Here is a 17,503-nt window from a genome sequence, read left to right as displayed (position 1 = left end):
GTATTTCGCCGGGGAGACGCGCTGGTGAGTCGCTTCCAGTTCGTCGCCGACAACTCCGCCACCTCCCGCCCTGGCTGGACGGTGAAGCGACTGTGTGAGCTGGTCGAGATCGAGCGCTCCCCCTACTACGCGTGGAAGGCCGGGGCACCAGCGCGGGCCGAGCGGGCCGCCGCGGACGCCGCGCTGGTCGAGCGGATCCGCAAGGTCCACGAGGCTGGCAACACCCAAGGCGCGCCTCGGATCACCGCCGACCTCAACGACGGCGCACCGCCTGAGCAGCGGGTCAACCACAAGCGCGTCGCCCGCGTGATGCGTGCGGCCGGTATCTGCGGCTACGTCAAGAAGCGACGCGTGCGGACCACGATCCCCGACCCATCGGGACAGAAGGTGCCCGATCTGCTCAAGCGGGACTTCACCGCCCCGGCGCCGAACCAGCGCTACGTCGGTGACATCACCTACCTGCCGATCGCAGACGGCGCCAACCTGTACCTGGCCACCGTGATCGACTGCTACAGCCGTCGGCTCGCGGGCTGGGCGATCGCGGATCACATGCGCACCGAGCTCGTTGAGGACGCGCTCAAGGCCACGGCCGCGACCCGCGGATCACTGCCCGGGGCGATCTTCCACAGCGACCACGGGTCGGTCTACTGCTCGAAGGACTACGCCAAGCTCTGCGCGAAGCTCGGCGTGATCGAGTCGATGGGTGCCGTCGGGTCCTCGGCCGACAACGCGCTCGCGGAGTCATTCAACGCCGCGCTGAAGCGCGAGGTCCTCCACGACGAGCGGACCTGGGCCGACGAGCTCACCTGCCGCCGCCAGGTCTTCAAGTGGCTGACCCGCTACAACACCCGGCGGCGCCACTCCTGGCGTCGCTACCTGTCGCCGACCGCCTACGAGACCGGCCACGCCGCTACGCTGCCAACCGCCGCGTAATCACACCCCGTGTCCAAGATCCGGGGGTAGGACCCACCGTCGACCGACTCCTGCGCCATGCCCACGTCTGCCAAACCAGCGGCGACAGCGTCCGGCTGACCCAGGCACTGGCCGGCCAGGGGGTGAGCCCGTTGAGCTGACGATCTGGTCGGTGGTGGCCCACAGCCCCGTGGGCAGATCCCATGGCCACCACCGGGCAGTTCTCGTGGCCGTCAGCGGGCAGGTCTCATGTCCGCCACCGGGCAGTTCCTACTGTCCCTTGACACTCTGCGATCGCCGACGGTGTCGCCATCACCTCGCGACCTGGCCACGCGCCGACCAGCGTCCTTGCCTCGCCTGCCGCGGCACGGTTGGCTGACATGTGACGGTCCGGTGTACCCCGGCTGTCGTGAGGGTGGCGCTCCGGTCGCCACCCGTTCTTCGATCATGGGAGTGCAATTTGTTCAGCCGAGCTCGTCGTCGCAGGTCGCCCGAGGCCACACCGGTTCCACCGGTCCACGTCAACGGGATGGTCGAGGCGTTCACGGAGCAGGCCGTACGCGGGTGGGTGTCGGTCCCGCACGACAGCCCGCCGACGGAGGTCCAGCTGCGGCTGGGGGCGATGACGGTGAGCACGACGACCGCGACGCCGGACGGCGCCATGTCCGCCAACCGGAAGCACGCCTCGGGCTCGCCGACGCCCTCGCTGCCCTCACCCAAGGGCGACAAGCGACACAGCCGGCAGCAGATCCGGACCTTCACCTTCGCGATCACCCAGCTGTGGGAGTACGCGCCCAAGGGGACGCCCCTGCGGGTCGTGGTCGGCTCCCAGGTCCTCCCCATCCACGGGCACGGCATGTTCGTGCGAGCCCCTCAGTCCGGGGGCCGGACGCCGGAGGACCTGCAGAAGCGCTTCGACGAGGGCTACCTCCTGGGACGCACCGGGCTGGTGCAGGTCTCCAAGGGCCTCGACGAGGAGTGGCAGCTCGCGGTCGCCTCGCTCTACGAGTCCATGCGCGCGCTGCTCGCCGAGGAGTTCGGCTACGAGTTGTTCATCACCTACGGGACCTTGCTGGGCGCGATCCGCGAAGGTGGGTTCCTCGCGCACGACAACGACTACGACGCGAGCTTCGTGAGCTCGGCGACCACCGGTCCGGAAGCGGCCGACGAGATGGTCAGGATCGCGAAGGTGCTGATCGCCCGCGGCTACCGAGTGGGTGCGATGGGCGGCGGGCTCCACGTCATCGACCCGGCTCGGCCCGGCCATCGCATCGACATCTTCCACGTCTACTTCGACGCCGACGGGGTGATGCAGCACCCGTTCGGCTACGCGGGCGACACGCAGATCACGACCGCGACCTGGAAGGGCACGCGGGAGATCGAGTTCGTGGGGCGTACGGCGTTGGTGCCGGTCTGCGCGAAGGAACTGCTGGCCACCTTCTACGGTGACGACTGGCGCCAGCCCAAGACCGCCTTCAGCTGGAACGTCGAGAAGCGCGGCAACGACCGGACGGGAGTGATGACCCCGTCACGCGTCACCGACGTCTACTGGGCCGACTACTACGCCCACCACGGCCATGCCGAGGCGTCGTCGTTCGCACAGTTCGTGCACGACCGCCTGGGTGCGGACTCGGTCACCCTGGTCGACATCGGATGCGGGGACGGTCGGGACTCGATCTTCTTCGCGACCCGCGGACGGAAGGTCCTGGGGCTGGACCGTGCGGGTGTCGCGATCGAGCACGCGCGCGAGAAGGCCGACCAGGCGGGTCTGGACGGAGCTCGCTTCGCGGTGTGCGATCTCGCCGACGAGGCCGCGCTCGCCGCCGCGCTCAGCGAGGAGGACGAGCGTCCTCGGGTCTTCTACAGCCGATTCGTGCTGCACGCGATCGATGCACGGACCCAGGCCGCGCTCCTGGACGCGATCGACGCCCACGCCCGGCCGAGCGACCTGTTCGTCGCCGAGTTCCGCACCGACAAGGACGAGGAGCTGGCGAAGGCCCACCCCAAGCACTACCGCCGCTACCAGAACGCGGCGGAGTTCCTGGCCGATCTCCGCGAACGCGGCTGGGAGGTCGACTACGACGTCGAGTCGTCCGGCCTGGCGCCGTGGGGCGACGAGGACCCGGTCCTGTGCCGGGTGATCGCCCGTCGGCCCTGACCGGCGAGACCGACGCGACGGATGCGCGAGCTCGAGTCAGCTGAGGAGGCCGACCAGGAGGGCGATCGCCACGGCGACCAGGAACACCGCGTTCCACTCCATGGCGACCCTCCGGGGACGAGGACGGAACCGTCCCCCTCGCCGGCCTGATCCCGCCAGTAGACCCACGGAGACGAGCCGGGGCAAGGATCGGCGCGCACCGGTCCAGTCCTCCGGGCCACGGCAGGGTCGCGCCTCGGTGGTTCGAACACCTGTTCTAATCTGACGCCGTGCCGCCGACGTCCACCCCTCGCCACGTGTGGGTGAACGTGACCCCCGACGCGCGGTGGGCGCGGCCCGGGCTCGAGCTGACCACGCGGAGCGTGGGGCCGCGGAGCGAGTCGTGGACGATGACGGCGGTCGTGGAGCCGAGCGGGACGCTACGGGTCCGCGAGGGCTGGACGCGGCCCGAGCACGTGATCGCGAGCGGTCCTCCCCCGGCTCCGCGGGCGCCGCGGCACGTGATGGTGCGGCTGGGCCCGGACTCGCTCGACGTACATCCCGGCCTGCTGCTCTTCTGGTGGGGGCTGCCCGCGGTGGGTGGCGCGGAGTGGCTGGCCTGGGTGGTGTGGGCGTCCGGGGGCGGGCACCACGAGGTCGAGGCACATCAGGGCTGGCTGCGCGCGGAGCAGATCCGCCCGGCCGGTCCCGCCGGACCAGGAGCCCCTCGCGCGTGAGCGAGGTCAGCTGAGCGCGGCGACCCGGCCGGCCAGCGCGGCGATGTCCGCGGGCCCGGTGCCGCAGCACCCGCCGACGTGCGTCACTCCGGCCCGCACCCACTCCCCGACCAGGTCGAGGTCGAGCGGGTCGCCGTACGCCCAGCGCTTGGCGACCGGGTCCCAGCTGCCGCCGCGGTTCGGGTAGGCGACGGCGGGCAGGCCGGTCACCGCCACCGAGGTGCGTACGGCGCCCAGCACGTCCTCCTGCGCCGAGCAGTTCACCCCCGCGGCGACGAGGGTGCTGCTGCCGGCGAGCACGGCGTACGCCGCCGACAGCGGCTGGCCCGCGCAGGTGGTGTCCCCGCGGACCGCGTAGGTGAACCACGCGGGCAGCCCGACCTCGTCCAGCAACGCCACGAGCACCTCGGCCTCGTCGACGTCCGGGATCGTCTCCACCGCGACCAGGTCGGGGCCGGCCGCGGCGAGCAGTTCGAGCCGTGGGCGGTGGAACTCGCGCAGCCGGGCGGCGCTGACGCCGTAGCGGCCGCGATACTCCGACCCGTCGGCGAGGACGGCGCCGTACGGCCCGACCGACGCGGCGACCAGCCGGTCACCGCCGAGCTCGCCGCCGAGCTCGTCGCGGACCTCGCGGGCGATCGCCACGCTGCGCGCGATCAGGCGGGGCGCGTCGTCGCCGAGGTTCTCCGTGCTCGCCTGGTAGCTCGCGGTGGTCGCCACCTGGGCGCCGGCGCGGTAGAAGGTCCGGTGGGCCGCGGCGATCCGCTCGGGCTCGTCCGCGAGCAGCCGGGCGGTCCACAGCGCGCCGGAGAGGTCGGCACCCTGCTCCTCGAGCGCCGTCGAGAGACCACCGTCGAGCACGAGCACACCGACATTCTGCCGGGTCATGCCGGGCCTCGAGGACAGGGAGGGCCCGAGGGCAGCGACGACCTCGGGCCACCTCCCTGTCGACGATGCGTCCCGGGTTCCGTCCCCGGGAGGTGGACCGCGCCGGCGTCTCGGGTCACCGGCGCGGTCCGAGAAGAGCGTAGGCAGAACGAGCCGGTCCGCGTGGCCGGTTGCGGGAATCTGGAGGAAGATCGGCGAGGTGGTCCAGCGGCCGCCCGCCGTGCCCACGCCCCCGAAGTGCGAACAGGCGGGCAGCATCGCTGGACCTGCAGCATCCGTGACGAGAGGTCCTCGGCGGCTCACCCGACCGGGTGGAGCTCAGGCGTCGTACGCCGGCAGCGTGAGCTCGAAGACGGTGCCCTGCCCCGACGGGTTCGGGAGGGCGACGATCGCCCCGTCGTGCCGGCTGATGATCCGGCGGACGATGGAGAGCCCGAGCCCGCTGCCCTCGTAGTCGCGGTGGTGGGCGCGGTGGAACTCCTCGAAGATCTGCTCCTCCTCGCCCCGCGGGATGCCGATGCCGTTGTCCGCGACGCGCACCGTGACGAAGCCGGGCTGCTCGATGCTGCCGCGCACCGACACGCACGGCTCGACGCCGGGGGCGACGTACTTGAGGGCGTTCCCGACGAGGTTGTCGAGCACCTGCCGGATCAGCACCGGGTCGCCCATGACGGCCGGGACCGCCTCGCAGGACACGTGCTGCTCGGCGTGCCGGGCGGCGGCGATCTCCCGGGCCAGCGCGGACACGTCGACCCGGGACATCTCGAGGTCCCGGGCGCTGCTCGTGGCGTGCGCGAGGAGGTCGCGGATCAGCTCGCGCATCCGCCGCGACGACGAGCGCACGCGGGACACGAACTCGCGGGCGAGCTGGGCGTCGAGGGCTCCGGAGTCGACCTCGTCGGCGATCATCTCGGTCCAGCCGTCGATCGCGGCGAGCGGGTTGCGCAGGTCGTGGGCGACGACGCCGGCGAAGGCCGCCAGCTCCTCGCGCCGCGCGTGCTCGGTCGTGGCGTCGCGGAAGATCACCAGCGCCCGGGCCCGGCCGCGCGCGTCGCGCGGCAGGGGTACGGCGGACACCGCGACCACCCGGTCCGGCTGGTCGGGCACGCTCAGCATGACCTCCGCGTCGTGCACCGCCTCCCCCGCGAGCGCCCGGGCCGACGGCCGGTCGGCGTCGAGCAGCGGGCTGCCGTCGGCCCAGCGATTCGACCGCGACGCGAGCTCGTCGCGGGTGACCTCGCCCTCCGCGACGCCGAACAGGGCGGCGGCCGAGGCGTTGTGCAGCAGCACCTGGCCGCGGTCGTCGAGCACGAACAGGCCCTCGTTCATCGAGCCGATGACGGCCTCCCGCACGCTCGCCTGGTACTCCGCCTCCTGGCGGGTGCGGCGCAGCTCCTCAGCCAGCGCCTGCCGCTCGTCGCGGCCGGTCGAGAGCGCGAGCCCGCAGATGACGATGGTGCCGACGTAGAACTCGGCGAGGAGGTAGCCGAGGTCGGCCCGGTCGACGGCCGCGAACGGGCCGATGCCGGACATGGTCAGGAAGATCGTGGCCACGCCGGCGAGGAACGAGTGCGCGCCGCTGAGCAGCGTCGAGAACCGCAGCCCGAACCACACCGTCGCGGCGAGCAGCGGGAAGGCCAGCGGCAGTCCGTCGAACCAGAAGGCGAGCACGTACATGCCGGCGGTGAAGAGCGTCGCCGCGACCAGCTCCAGCCATCCGGCGCCGCTGAGCAGGCGCGGACGCGGCCTCTCGGAGGTGGCGCGCTCGCCGACGAGCAGGCCGACGGTCACGACGACGAGGGCGCTGCAGAGGTTGCGGCCGAACCACAGCGGGCCCCCGAGGTCGAGCACCTCCTCGGTGACGAGCGTCCAGCCGACGGTCGCGAGGACGGCACCGAGGGCGGTCGCGAGGACGAGCGCGGCGCCGTACCGGGCAAGGAGCCGAGGCCGGTCGAGCGGCCGGTCGCCGCCGCAGCCCCAGAGCTCCGGGCACCAGCGCCGCAGGAGGAGCACGGCCGCGAGCGCCTGCACCACGACCGCGCCGGCCATCGCACCCGCGAGGGCCGGCTCGGAGCCCAGGATCAGGTTGGCGACGAAGGCCACCAGGGCGAGCAGGACGGTGTCGACACCGAGGACACGGGCACCGCGCAGCAGGAACCACAGGATCGCGAAGCCGCCCGTGGGCAGGGCCGTGCTGAAGCCCGGTCCCTCGTAGCCCGCCCGGCTCGTGGCCGCGGCGAGCAGCACAAGCAGCCCGGCGAACCCGACGGTCCAGCCCGGGCGCACGACTGCACGCGGCATGCTCCGGTCTCCCGGCATCCCCACTCCCACACTCAGCCCCCACTGATGTGAGCAGGCTAGACCCCGAAACGGCCCCGAGTGTGGGAACCGCGCCGCAGCGAGATCAGTCGCCGTCGGCGAGGGCCTCGTTGTGGGTGCCCGGCCGGGGTGCCCACGGCAGCTCCTTGGCGGGGCGTACGACGATCAGCCGGTCGCCGCGGGCGAGCAGCGTCACGACCGGGTCGAAGTAGCGGTACACCTTCTCGTCGCGGACCACCGCGATCACCTGGTCGGGCAGCGACTGCGGCTGCTGGCCCACCTCGTTGACGAGCAGGTCGCGCTCCGCGACCTCCAGCCCCTCGCCGTACGTGAGGAGGTCCTCCATCACCGAGCCGAGCGTCGGCGACAGCGACGAGAGGCCGAGCAGGCGGCCCACGGCGTCGGAGGAGGTGATGACGGAGTTGGCGCCGGACTGGCGCATGAGGGCGACGTTCTCCTGCTCGCGCACCGCGGCCACGATCCAGACCTCGGGGTTGAGCTGGCGGACGGTGAGCGTGGCGAGCACGTTCGAGTCGTCGCGGTTGGTGGTGATGATGACCTGGCTGGCGTCCTCGACCCCGGCGCGGCGCAGCACGTCCTGGCGGGTGGCGTCGCCGGTGACCACCGCGAGGCCGTCGGCGTGCGCCTCCTGGAGGGCGTGGGCGCCCGGGTCGACGACGATGATGCCCTCGCGGTCCTGGCCGTTGTTGACCAGCGTGTCGACGGCGGCGCGGCCCTTGGTGCCGTAGCCGATGACGACGACGTGGGAGTTCATGTGCTTCCTCCAGCGGGCGGTGCGGAACAGCTCGCGACCCTGCGAGGCGAGCACCTCCAGGGTGGTCCCGATCAGCAGCACCAGGAAGGCGATGCGGAGCGGGGTGATGACGAAGGCGTTGATCATCCGGGCGTGCGGCTCGACCGGCGCGATGTCGCCGTACCCGGTCGTGCTCAGTGTCACGGTCGTGTAGTAGATCGAGTCGACCAGGTCGACCGCGCCGGTCGGGTCGTTGCCGTCGATGTAGGCGCGGCGGTCGAACCAGACCAGCAGCACGGTGCCGACCAGGATCGCCAGCGCCAGCAGGAGGCGGCGGCCGAGCTCCCACCACGGGGAGCGGCCGGGCTCGGGAAGCACCAGCTTCCCGCGAACGCGGCCCTGCGTGATGTCGCTGGAGTCCTCCGGCACGGGGGTGAACCTACTCGGTCTGCTCGCGCGAGCCGAGACGACGCAGCCGTTGCATCAGCTCGAGTCGCGCGCGGGTCGTCGCCTTCTGCGGGAACACCTCGTCGAACGCGGCGTTGACCGCGGCCCCGATGAGCACGGCGATCGAGAGCAGGTAGAGCCACAGCAGGACGGCGATCGGCGCCGCGAGCGGACCGTAGACGGAGCCGGAGTCAGCGGCGGTGGCGGTCAGGAACCAGCGCAGGAGGAAGGATCCGAGGATCCAGCAGACGAGGGAGAACGTCGCCCCCGGCAGGTTGAAGCTCCAGTTGGTCCGCACCGGCACCGACACGTGGTAGAGCGTCGCGAGGAAGCAGATGCAGACCACGAAGACGATCGGCCAGTAGAAGGCCATGAGGAAGTCGAGCCGTTCGGGCAGCCAGTCGGCGACCAGGCTCGGGCCGGCGACGACCAGCGGGATCGAGACGACGCCGGTGACCATCGCCAGCAGGTAGAGCAGGAAGGACAGCGCTCGGGTCTTGACGATCCCCCGGTGCCCGCCGAGCCCGTGCATGATCGTGATGGTGTCGACGAAGACGTTGAGGGCCCGGGAGCCGGACCAGAGCGCGAGGACGAAGCCGAGCGAGACGATGTCGAAGCGTCCGGGCCGCAGGACGTCGTCGATGGTCTTCACGATGATCTGGTTGACGGCGTTCTCGGTGAGCGCCCGGCTGGAGAGGTCGATGACCGCCTGGCGGACGTCGGCGACCTGGTCGGCGGTGAACCGGTCGGCGACGAAGCCGATCGCGCCCGCCATCGCGAAGATCAGGGGCGGCACCGAGAGCACCGCGAAGAACGCCGCCTCGGCGGCCAGCCCGGTCACGCGGTACTTCAGGCACGAGGCCACCGTGGTGACCACGAGCCGCCAGACGAGCTCCCGGGTGCGGTGGAACCAGGCCACGACGGCACGCTCCACGCTCTCGGCCCCGGACATGGTTCTAACGTAAGGGCATGCGTTCGGAGATCCGGGTAGCCACGAACCAGCCACCCCTGCTGGCAGGTCACAACATCGTCACGGGCGACCACGCCCTCGTCGAGGCGGTCACGCGCCACGCGTCCGCCGAGGTGGTCGAGGACCTCGCCGGGATCGGCGCCGAGGCGGGGTCGGCCGAGGCTCGCGAGCACGGGATGCTCGCCAACGAGCACCACCCGCGGCTGGTGAGCTACGACCGGTACGGCAACCGGGTCGACGAGGTGGAGTTCCACCCCTCGTGGCACTGGCTGATGGAGCGGGCCGTCGGGCACGGGCTCGCGGCCCGGCCGTGGGAGCAGCAGGACGCCGGCTCCCCCTACGCCCACGTCCGGCGGGCCGCCGGCTTCATGGCGTGGTCGCACACCGAGCCCGGCCATGGCTGCCCGATCTCGATGACGTACGCCGCCGTGCCCGCCCTGCGCGCGGACGAGACGCTCGCCAAGGAGTGGACGCCCCTGCTGGCCTCGACGGCCTACGACCCCGGCGTACGCCTCCCGTCGTCGAAGCGCGGCGCGCTGGCCGGCATGGGCATGACCGAGAAGCAGGGCGGCTCCGACGTCCGGGCCAACGTCACCGAGGCGCGGCCGACCTCCGTGGACGGCGAGTACACCCTGCACGGGCACAAGTGGTTCACGTCCGCCCCGATGAACGACGTCTTCCTCGTGCTGGCGCAGGCCGAGGGCGGCGTGACCTGCTTCGTCGTCCCGCGGGTGCTGCCCGACGGCACGCGCAACCAGCTCGACGTCGTCCGCCTCAAGGACAAGCTCGGCAACCGCTCGAACGCCTCGTCGGAGCTGGAGTTCGACGGCACCGTCGCGCAGCGGCTCGGCGACGAGGGTCGGGGCGTCCGCACGATCATCGAGATGGTCGCCGCGACCCGCCTCGACTGCGTGCTCGGCTCGACCTCGCTGATGCGCCGTGCGGTGAACGAGGCCACCTGGCACACCGCGCACCGGTCCGCGTTCGGCTCCTTGCTCAGCGAGAAGCCGCTGATGCAGAACGTCCTGGCCGACCTCGCGGTCGAGACCGAGGCCGCCACCGCGCTCGCGATGCGGCTCGCCTCGGCGGTCGACCACGTGCGCGACCCGCACGAGGCCGCGCTGCGCCGGATCGCGCTGCCGCTCGCCAAGTTCTGGGTGTGCAAGCGCACGCCGTACCTCGTCGCGGAGGCGCTCGAGTGCCTCGGCGGCAACGGGTACGTCGAGGAGTCCGGCCTGCCGCTGCTCTACCGCGAGGCGCCGCTCAACTCGGTGTGGGAGGGGTCCGGCAACGTCAACGCCCTCGACGTCCTCCGCGCGCTCGGCCGCGAGCCGGAGGTGCTCGACGCGTGGATCACCGAGGTCGGTCGTGCCCGCGGCGGCGACCACCGCTTGGACCGGGCCATCGAGGAGACCCTCGCGCTGCTCGGCTCGCTCATGGGCGAGCCCGACCGGCTCGAGGCCAACGCCCGACGCCTGGCCGGCCGGATGGCGGCCGTGCTCCAGGGCTCGCTGCTGGTCCGCTACGCACCGCCCGAGGTCGCCGACGTGTTCTGTGCCTCCCGCCTGGGCTCGTCCTTCGACGGCACGTTCGGCGCCCTGGAGGGCGGTGACCTGCGCTCGATCGTGGCCCGCGCGACGCCGGTCGCCTGACGGCCGTCCGCCTACGTGCGGCTACGTGCGACTGGCGATCGACGCAGCCTCACGCTGAGCGTCCGCGTCGTCAGTGGGCGCGTCGTCGATCATCGTGGCCTCGTCGAAGGGCAGGTCGCCGGCGAGCACCCGGTCGAGCCGCTCGCGGTCGACGCTGTCGGTCCAGCTGCCGATGAGCACGGTGGCGACGGAGTTGCCCGCGAAGTTCGTGAGTGCGCGGGCCTCGGACATGAACCGGTCGATGCCGACGATCAGGCCCACGCCGTCGACCAGCTCGGGACGGTGGGACTGCAGGCCGCCGGCCAGCGTGGCCAGGCCGGCGCCGGTGACGCCGGCGGCGCCCTTCGAGGCGATCACCATGAAGACCAGCAGCGAGATCTGCGAGCCGATGCTCAGCGGGTCGCCCATCGCCTCCGCGATGAAGAGCGTGGCCATCGTCAGGTAGATCGCGGTGCCGTCGAGGTTGAAGGAGTAGCCCGTCGGCACCACGATGCCGACGGTCGTCCGGTCCACCCCGGCGTGCTCCATCTTGGCGATCAGCCGCGGCAGCGCCGACTCCGAGGACGACGTCGCGAGGATCAGCAGGAACTCGCGGGCCAGGTAGCGGAACAGCGCGAAGATGTTGACGCCGGCGAACGCCTTGAGCACCGTGCCGAGGATGCCGAAGACGAACACGACGCAGGTCAGGTAGAAGCCGACCATCAGCACGGCCAGGCTCTTGAGCGCGTCGACGCCGGTCTCGCCGACGACCGCGGAGATCGCGCCGAAGGCGCCGATCGGGGCGACCCACATGATCATCGCGAGCACCCGGAAGACCAGCTTCTGGGCGTACCCGACGACCGTGAGGATCGGCTTGCCGGCCGCGCCCATCTGCTGGAGCGCGAAGCCGATCAGCAGCGCGACCAGCAGGGTCTGGAGGACGTCGCCGGAGGTCAGCGACGAGAACAGCGAGTCCGGGATGATGCCGAGCAGGAAGTCGGTCGTGCTCGCATGTCCCTCCTCGGCTTGCGCGGCGCCGGCAGCGGCCACGTCGTCGTCGAGGTTCAGCCCGTCGCCGGGGTGCAGCAGGTTGCCGACCACCAGGCCGATCGTCAGCGCGAAGGTGGACATCAGCAGGAAGTAGAGCAGCGCGCCGATGCCGACCTTGCCGACCTTCGCGGCGCTCGCCACCGACCCGACCCCGAGCACGATCGTGCAGAAGATCACGGGCTGGATCATCATCGTGATGAGCCCGACGAAGCCCTCGCCCAGCGGCTTCAGCTTGACGGCGAAGTCCGGGAAGAGCATCCCCACGAGGATGCCGAGCGCCACCGCGACGATGACCGCCACGTAGAGCCAGTGCGTGCGGTTCTTGCGCGGTGCTGCGGTGCTGGTGGTGCCGGCTTGCGCCCGAGTCTCAGCCATGCTGGTCGCGTACCCGTGGCGTGACGGGGCCTAACCCCGGCGGTCAGGACAGGTCGATGCCCGGGTAGAGCGGGTGCTTGTCGAGCATCTCGGCCGACGCGTCGCGGACCTTGCCGGCCACGCCGTCGCCGAGCGTGTACGACGCCTTCGACTGCTTGCCGTCCTTGGTCGTGCCCGGCTGGGTGTTCTGCAGGACGTGCACGATCAGCTCGGCGACCCGGTCGAACTCGTCGTGGCCGAAGCCGCGGGTCGTCAGCGCCGGGGTGCCGAGGCGGATCCCGGAGGTGTACCAGGCGCCGTTGGGGTCCTGCGGGACCGAGTTGCGGTTGGTGACCACGCCCGCGTCGAGCAGCGCCGACTCCGCCTGACGGCCGGTGAGGCCGAAGGGCGACACGTCGAGCAGCACGAGGTGGTTGTCGGTGCCGCCGGTGACCAGGGTCGCGCCGCGCGAGAGGAACCCGTCGGCCAGCGACTTCGCGTTGTCCGCGATCTGCTGGGCGTAGGTCTGGAACGCCGGCTGGCGGGCCTCGGCGAGCGCGACGGCCTTCGCGGCCATCACGTGCGACAGCGGGCCGCCGAGCACCATCGGGCAGCCACGGTCGACGTCGCCGGCGTACTCCTCCTGTGCGAGCACGAGCCCACCGCGCGGGCCGCGCAGCGACTTGTGGGTGGTGGTGGTGACGAGGTGGGCGTACGGCACCGGGTCCTCCTCACCGGTGAACACCTTGCCGGCCACCAGGCCCGCGAAGTGCGCCATGTCGACCATGAGGGTCGCGCCGACCTCGTCGGCGATCTCGCGCATCTTGGCGAAGTTCACCCGGCGGGGGTACGCCGAGTAGCCGGCCACGATCACGAGCGGCTTGAACTCGCGCGCCTTCGCCGCGACGGCGTCGTAGTCGAGCAGGCCGGTCTCCGGGTCGGTGCCGTACTGCTGCTGGTGGAACATCTTGCCGCTGATGTTCGGGCGGAAGCCGTGGGTGAGGTGGCCGCCGGCGTCGAGCGACATGCCGAGCAGGCGCTGGTTGCCGAGCTCGTGGCGCAGCGTCTCCCAGTCCTCCTCGGTGAGCTCGTTGACGTTCTTCGCGCCCAGCTTCGCCAGCGCGGGCGTCTCGACCCGGTGGGCCAGGATCGACCAGAAGGCGACCAGGTTGGCGTCGATGCCGGAGTGCGGCTGCGCGTAGGCGTACGGCGCCCCGAACAGCTCGCGGGCGTGCTCGGCGGCGAGCGCCTCGACGGTGTCGACGTTCTGGCAGCCGGCGTAGAAGCGGTGGCCGACCGTGCCCTCGGCGTACTTGTCGCTGAACCAGGTGCCCATCGTGAGCAGGACCGCCGGCGAGGCGTAGTTCTCGCTCGCGATCAGCTTGAGCGAACCTCGCTGGTCGACGAGTTCCTGGCGGGTGGCCTCCGCGATCCGCGGCTCGACCGAGGCGATCACCTCGAGGGCCTGGCGGTAGGCGCTGCTGGTCAGGGAATCGATGCGCTCGTCGCTCATGCGCAGAAGCGTAGTGGTGATGGGAATGTGACGTGGACCGCAGGCGTTCCGACCCCCGACCGGCAACGCTCGCGCCGTGTCTCACATCGCGGATACCCGTCTCACTTCATGGGATTTCAGCTTGTGGGGACGGCGTCCGACCCCTGAGACTCCTTGACATGACCTTCGCTGCGACGCACAAGCACCTCGTGGTCCGACGCCACGTGGACTTCGGTCGTACGCGCAGCTCGATGTGTTGGCACTCCTGACCAGCCGCCCCCGTGGCCGCTGACCTCCCGGCAACGACGCCGGTCGCAGGTCGCGCGCCGACCGCTCCAGGACCGTCAAGGAACCGACGCACATGTCCGACCTCCGCTTCACCGCCAAGCGCGCCGAGCGCACCGAGATCCCCCGCCCCAAGCGTGGCGAGGGCCAGTGGGCGCTCGGCTACACCGAGCCGCTGAACAAGAACGAGCAGTCCAAGAAGGACGACAGCCCGCTCAACGTCCGCGACCGGATCCTCCACATCTACTCCAAGCGCGGCTTCGACTCGATCGACCCCGCCGACCTGCGCGGCCGCTTCCGCTGGATGGGCCTCTACACCCAGCGCAAGCCCGGCATCGACGGCGGCAAGACGGCGATCCTGGAGGAGGAGGAGCTCGACGACCGCTACTTCATGCTGCGCGTCCGCTCCGACGGCAAGCTGCTCTCCCCCGCGACGGTGCGCACCCTGGGCCAGATCGGCGTCGACTACGCCCGCAACACCGCCGACGTCACCGACCGCGAGAACATCCAGTACCACTGGATCCGCGTGGAGGACGTGCCGGCGATCTGGGACCGGCTCGACGCCTCCGGGCTGCACAGCCTCGAGGCCTGCGGTGACTCCCCGCGACCGTTCCTCGGCTCCCCGGTCGCCGGCGTCGCCGTCGACGAGATCATCGACGGCACCCCGGCGCTGCAGGAGATCGAGCGCCGCTACATCGGCAACCCGGACTTCGCGAACTTCCCGCGGAAGTTCAAGACCGCGCTGACCGGCCACCCGTCGCACGACGTGGCGCCGGAGATCAACGACGTCGCGTTCGTCGGCACCGTCCACCCCGAGCACGGCCCCGGCTTCGACCTGTGGGTCGGCGGCGGCCTGTCGACGAACCCGATGCTCGCCCAGAAGCTGGGCGTGTGGATCCCGCTCGACGAGGTCCCGGACGCCTGGGAGGCCGTCGCCTCGATCTTCCGCGACTACGGCTACCGCCGGCTGCGCTCGCGGGCCCGCCTGAAGTTCCTCGTGGCGGACTGGGGCGTGGAGAAGTTCCGCGAGGTGATGGAGAACGAGTACCTCGGTCGCGCCCTGGTCTCGAACCCGTCCCCCGAGTCGCCGGTCGGCCACCGCGACCACATCGGCGTGCACGACCAGAAGGACGGCAAGAAGTACGTCGGCATCGCGCCGACCGCCGGCCGCGTGTCGGGCACGCTCCTCGTGCAGCTCGCCGACCTGATGGAGGAGTACGGCGTCGCGGGCGCCCGCCTCACGCCGTACCAGAAGATCGTGCTCATCGGCGTCGAGCCCGACGTGGTCGACCCGCTGCTCGACGCGCTCGACGGGATCGGGCTGTCCGGCCGCCCGTCGAACTGGCGGCGCAACACGATGGCCTGCACCGGCATCGAGTTCTGCAAGCTGGCCATCGTCGACACCAAGGAGCGCGCCCGCGCCCTGGTCGCCGAGCTCGAGAAGCGCTTCCCCGACCTGGACACCCCGATCACGGTCAACGTGAACGGCTGCCCGAACGCCTGCGCCCGGACCCAGGTGGCCGACATCGGCCTCAAGGGCCAGCTGGTGATGCACGAGGGCGAGCAGGTCGAGGGCTTCCAGGTGCACCTCGGTGGCGCCACCGGCCTCCAGGCCAACTTCGGTCGCAAGCTGCGCGCCCACAAGGTCACCAGCGCCGGCCTCGACGACTACGTCACCTCGCTGGTCACGAACTACCTGGTCGACCGCGAGGACGGCGAGTCGTTCACCACCTGGGTGCTGCGGGCCGACGAGGACCTGGTCCGCGGCGAGAAGACCCTGGAGGGGGTCTCCGCATGAGCGAACGCGCCGTGCCCTTCCACTGCCCCTACTGCGGGGAGGAGGACCTGCGTCCTCACGAGGGTGCGCACGGCGCCTGGGAGTGCAGGGCGTGCATGCGCGCCTTCTCCCTCAAGCTCATCGGACTCCTACGACCGGGAGGTGCGCCCTCGTGACCGCCGCGACCACCCGCTCGGCGCGCGCCTTCCGCGGCACCGAGACCGCCGGCCGCTCGCCGGAGGAGCTGCGCGAGCTGGTGTCCCACTGGGGCGCCGAGCTCGAGCTCGCGCCCGCCGAGCACATCATCGAGTGGGCCGTCGCGACCTTCGGCGAGCGCTTCTGCGTGACCTCCTCGATGGGTGACGCCGTGCTCGCGGACGTCGCGTCGAAGGTCGCGCCGGGCATCGACGTGGTCTTCCTCGACACCGGCTACCACTTCGTCGAGACCATCGGCACCCGGGACGCCGTCGAGGCGACCATGCCGGTCAACATGCTCACGATCACGCCCGTGCAGTCCGTGGCCGAGCAGGACGCGACGTACGGCAAGGACCTCTACAAGACCGACCCGGACCTGTGCTGCAAGCTGCGCAAGGTCACCCCGCTGGCCGAGTCGCTGGAGCAGTACGACGCCTGGGCGACCGGGCTGCGCCGCGCGGAGACCCACAACCGGGTGATCGCGCCGGTGATCGGCTGGGACGCCAAGAAGGGCAAGGTCAAGGTCTCCCCGCTCGCGCGGTGGACCGACGAGCAGGTCGAGAGGTACATCGCGGACAACGGGATCCTCGTGAACCCGCTGGTCTACGACGGCTACCCCTCGATCGGCTGCTGGCCGTGCACGCGTCGCGTCGCCCCCGGCGAGGACCCGCGCAGCGGGCGCTGGGCCGGCACCAACAAGACCGAGTGCGGGATCCACTCATGATCTCGCACTCCCAGCAGACCGGCAGCGTGGCCGGCCTCGCACCCCACGAAGGAACACGCACCCCAAAGGAGGCAGTGCGATGACTGCTCCTGCCCTGGTGGCCCTGGCCCACGGATCCCGTGACCCCCGGTCCGCCGCGACGATCAAGGCCCTCGTCGACGAGGTCCGGGCGATGCGCCCCGACCTGCGCATCGAGCAGGCCTTCCTCGAGCTGTCCAAGCCGTCGTTCACGACGGTCGTGGACCGGCTGGTCAAGGCCGGGTACGACGAGATCGTCGTCGTACCGCTGCTCCTGACCGACGCCTACCACGCGAAGGTCGACGTCCCCAGCGCCGTCGCCGAGGCCCAGGCCCGGCACGAGGGCCTGCGGATCCGGGCCACGAACATCCTCGGCCTGGAGGCGCAGTTCCTCGAGGTGCTCGACGTCCGGATGCGCGAGGCCCTGCGCGCCGCGCGGATCCGCGAGCTCGACGCGCTGGTGCTGGCCGCGGCCGGCTCCAGCGACCCGCTCGCCAACCAGGCAGTCGCCCGGCTCGCCCGCGTGTGGGGCGCCAAGCACAAGCTGCCCGTCACGGCGGCGTTCGCCTCCTCCTCCCCCCCGGCCACCGGCGAGGCGGTGCGGGCGTTCCGCGCCGAGGGCCGCCGCCACATCGCGGTCGCGTCGCTGTTCCTCGCCCCCGGCTTCCTGCCGGACCGTGCGGCGGAGCTGGCGATCGAGGCCGGCGCGATCGCCGTGTCGGACCCGCTGGGGGCGCACCCCGAGCTGGCCCGCGCGATCCTGGCGCGGTACGCCGTCGGCGCCGTCGAGCTCGTCCCCGTCTGAGCGTTCGG

The 17,503-nt window shown here is 71.5% G+C and carries 14 protein-coding genes and 1 pseudogene; 9 read left to right on the top strand and 6 right to left on the bottom strand.

Annotation, left to right across the window (positions count from 1 at the left end):
- The 4 genes and pseudogenes from ACYQ0U_RS16290 to ACYQ0U_RS16275 form a co-directional block, all read left to right on the top strand.
- Positions 1-933, top strand: a 933-nt coding sequence (locus ACYQ0U_RS16290) for an IS3 family transposase (RefSeq protein WP_459974774.1), incomplete at its 5' end; no start/stop codon positions are given.
- 35 nt (positions 934-968) lie between these two features.
- Positions 969-1,073: pseudogene (locus tag ACYQ0U_RS16285) on the top strand (ATP-binding protein); the annotation flags it as partial.
- A 368-nt stretch (positions 1,074-1,441) separates the two neighbouring features.
- Positions 1,442-3,070 (top strand): class I SAM-dependent methyltransferase, encoded by a 1,629-nt coding sequence (locus tag ACYQ0U_RS16280; protein ID WP_459974772.1) that lies wholly within the window; start codon positions 1,442-1,444, stop codon positions 3,068-3,070.
- A 269-nt stretch (positions 3,071-3,339) separates the two neighbouring features.
- On the top strand, positions 3,340-3,786 hold the full coding sequence (locus ACYQ0U_RS16275) for a hypothetical protein (RefSeq protein WP_459974770.1): 447 nt from the start codon (positions 3,340-3,342) through the stop codon (positions 3,784-3,786).
- Positions 3,787-3,792: 6 nt separating this feature from the next.
- On the opposite strand, the gene mmuM is transcribed toward ACYQ0U_RS16275, so the two are convergent.
- From mmuM to ACYQ0U_RS16255, 4 genes are all read right to left on the bottom strand, one after another.
- Positions 3,793-4,674 (bottom strand): homocysteine S-methyltransferase, encoded by an 882-nt coding sequence (mmuM, locus tag ACYQ0U_RS16270; protein ID WP_459974768.1) that lies wholly within the window; start codon positions 4,672-4,674, stop codon positions 3,793-3,795.
- A 318-nt stretch (positions 4,675-4,992) separates the two neighbouring features.
- Positions 4,993-6,975, bottom strand: coding sequence for a sensor histidine kinase (locus ACYQ0U_RS16265; protein WP_459974766.1), 1,983 nt, complete (start codon positions 6,973-6,975; stop codon positions 4,993-4,995).
- 103 nt (positions 6,976-7,078) lie between these two features.
- Positions 7,079-8,176 (bottom strand): potassium channel family protein, encoded by a 1,098-nt coding sequence (locus ACYQ0U_RS16260; RefSeq protein WP_459974764.1) that lies wholly within the window; start codon positions 8,174-8,176, stop codon positions 7,079-7,081.
- A gap of 10 nt (positions 8,177-8,186) precedes the next feature.
- A complete protein-coding gene (locus ACYQ0U_RS16255) occupies positions 8,187-9,146 on the bottom strand; it encodes a YihY/virulence factor BrkB family protein (protein WP_459974762.1) in 960 nt (319 codons plus the stop codon).
- A gap of 17 nt (positions 9,147-9,163) precedes the next feature.
- On the opposite strand from ACYQ0U_RS16255, the gene ACYQ0U_RS16250 reads away from it, so the two are divergent.
- Entirely contained in the window at positions 9,164-10,816 is a 1,653-nt protein-coding gene (locus ACYQ0U_RS16250; protein WP_459974761.1) for an acyl-CoA dehydrogenase family protein, read from the top strand.
- A gap of 21 nt (positions 10,817-10,837) precedes the next feature.
- Here ACYQ0U_RS16250 and ACYQ0U_RS16245 read toward each other — a convergent pair whose 3' ends face one another.
- A complete protein-coding gene (locus tag ACYQ0U_RS16245) occupies positions 10,838-12,220 on the bottom strand; it encodes a cation:dicarboxylate symporter family transporter (RefSeq protein ID WP_459974759.1) in 1,383 nt (460 codons plus the stop codon).
- Positions 12,221-12,263: 43 nt separating this feature from the next.
- Positions 12,264-13,712: a glycine hydroxymethyltransferase gene (locus ACYQ0U_RS16240; RefSeq protein ID WP_459974757.1), complete on the bottom strand. Its 1,449-nt coding sequence runs from the start codon at positions 13,710-13,712 to the stop codon at positions 12,264-12,266.
- 340 nt (positions 13,713-14,052) lie between these two features.
- On the opposite strand from ACYQ0U_RS16240, the gene ACYQ0U_RS16235 reads away from it, so the two are divergent.
- The 4 genes from ACYQ0U_RS16235 to ACYQ0U_RS16220 all read left to right on the top strand — a co-directional run bounded on the left by ACYQ0U_RS16235 (position 14,053) and on the right by ACYQ0U_RS16220 (position 17,495).
- A complete protein-coding gene (locus ACYQ0U_RS16235) occupies positions 14,053-15,774 on the top strand; it encodes a nitrite/sulfite reductase (RefSeq protein ID WP_459974756.1) in 1,722 nt (573 codons plus the stop codon).
- Positions 15,771-15,929 (top strand): hypothetical protein, encoded by a 159-nt coding sequence (locus tag ACYQ0U_RS16230; RefSeq protein ID WP_459974754.1) that lies wholly within the window; start codon positions 15,771-15,773, stop codon positions 15,927-15,929. Before ACYQ0U_RS16235 ends, ACYQ0U_RS16230 begins: the two co-directional genes overlap by 4 nt.
- Positions 15,926-16,672: a phosphoadenylyl-sulfate reductase gene (locus ACYQ0U_RS16225; RefSeq protein WP_459974752.1), complete on the top strand. Its 747-nt coding sequence runs from the start codon at positions 15,926-15,928 to the stop codon at positions 16,670-16,672. The genes ACYQ0U_RS16230 and ACYQ0U_RS16225 overlap by 4 nt, the downstream gene beginning before the upstream one ends.
- Before the next feature lie 79 nt (positions 16,673-16,751).
- A complete protein-coding gene (locus ACYQ0U_RS16220; protein ID WP_459974750.1) occupies positions 16,752-17,495 on the top strand; it encodes a sirohydrochlorin chelatase in 744 nt (247 codons plus the stop codon).
- Positions 17,496-17,503 lie beyond the last annotated feature (8 nt).

The organism is Nocardioides pyridinolyticus (genome assembly GCF_054653575.1).
The sequence above is the reverse complement of the archived record's forward strand: the minus strand, read 5'-3'. Positions and strand labels throughout refer to the sequence as shown.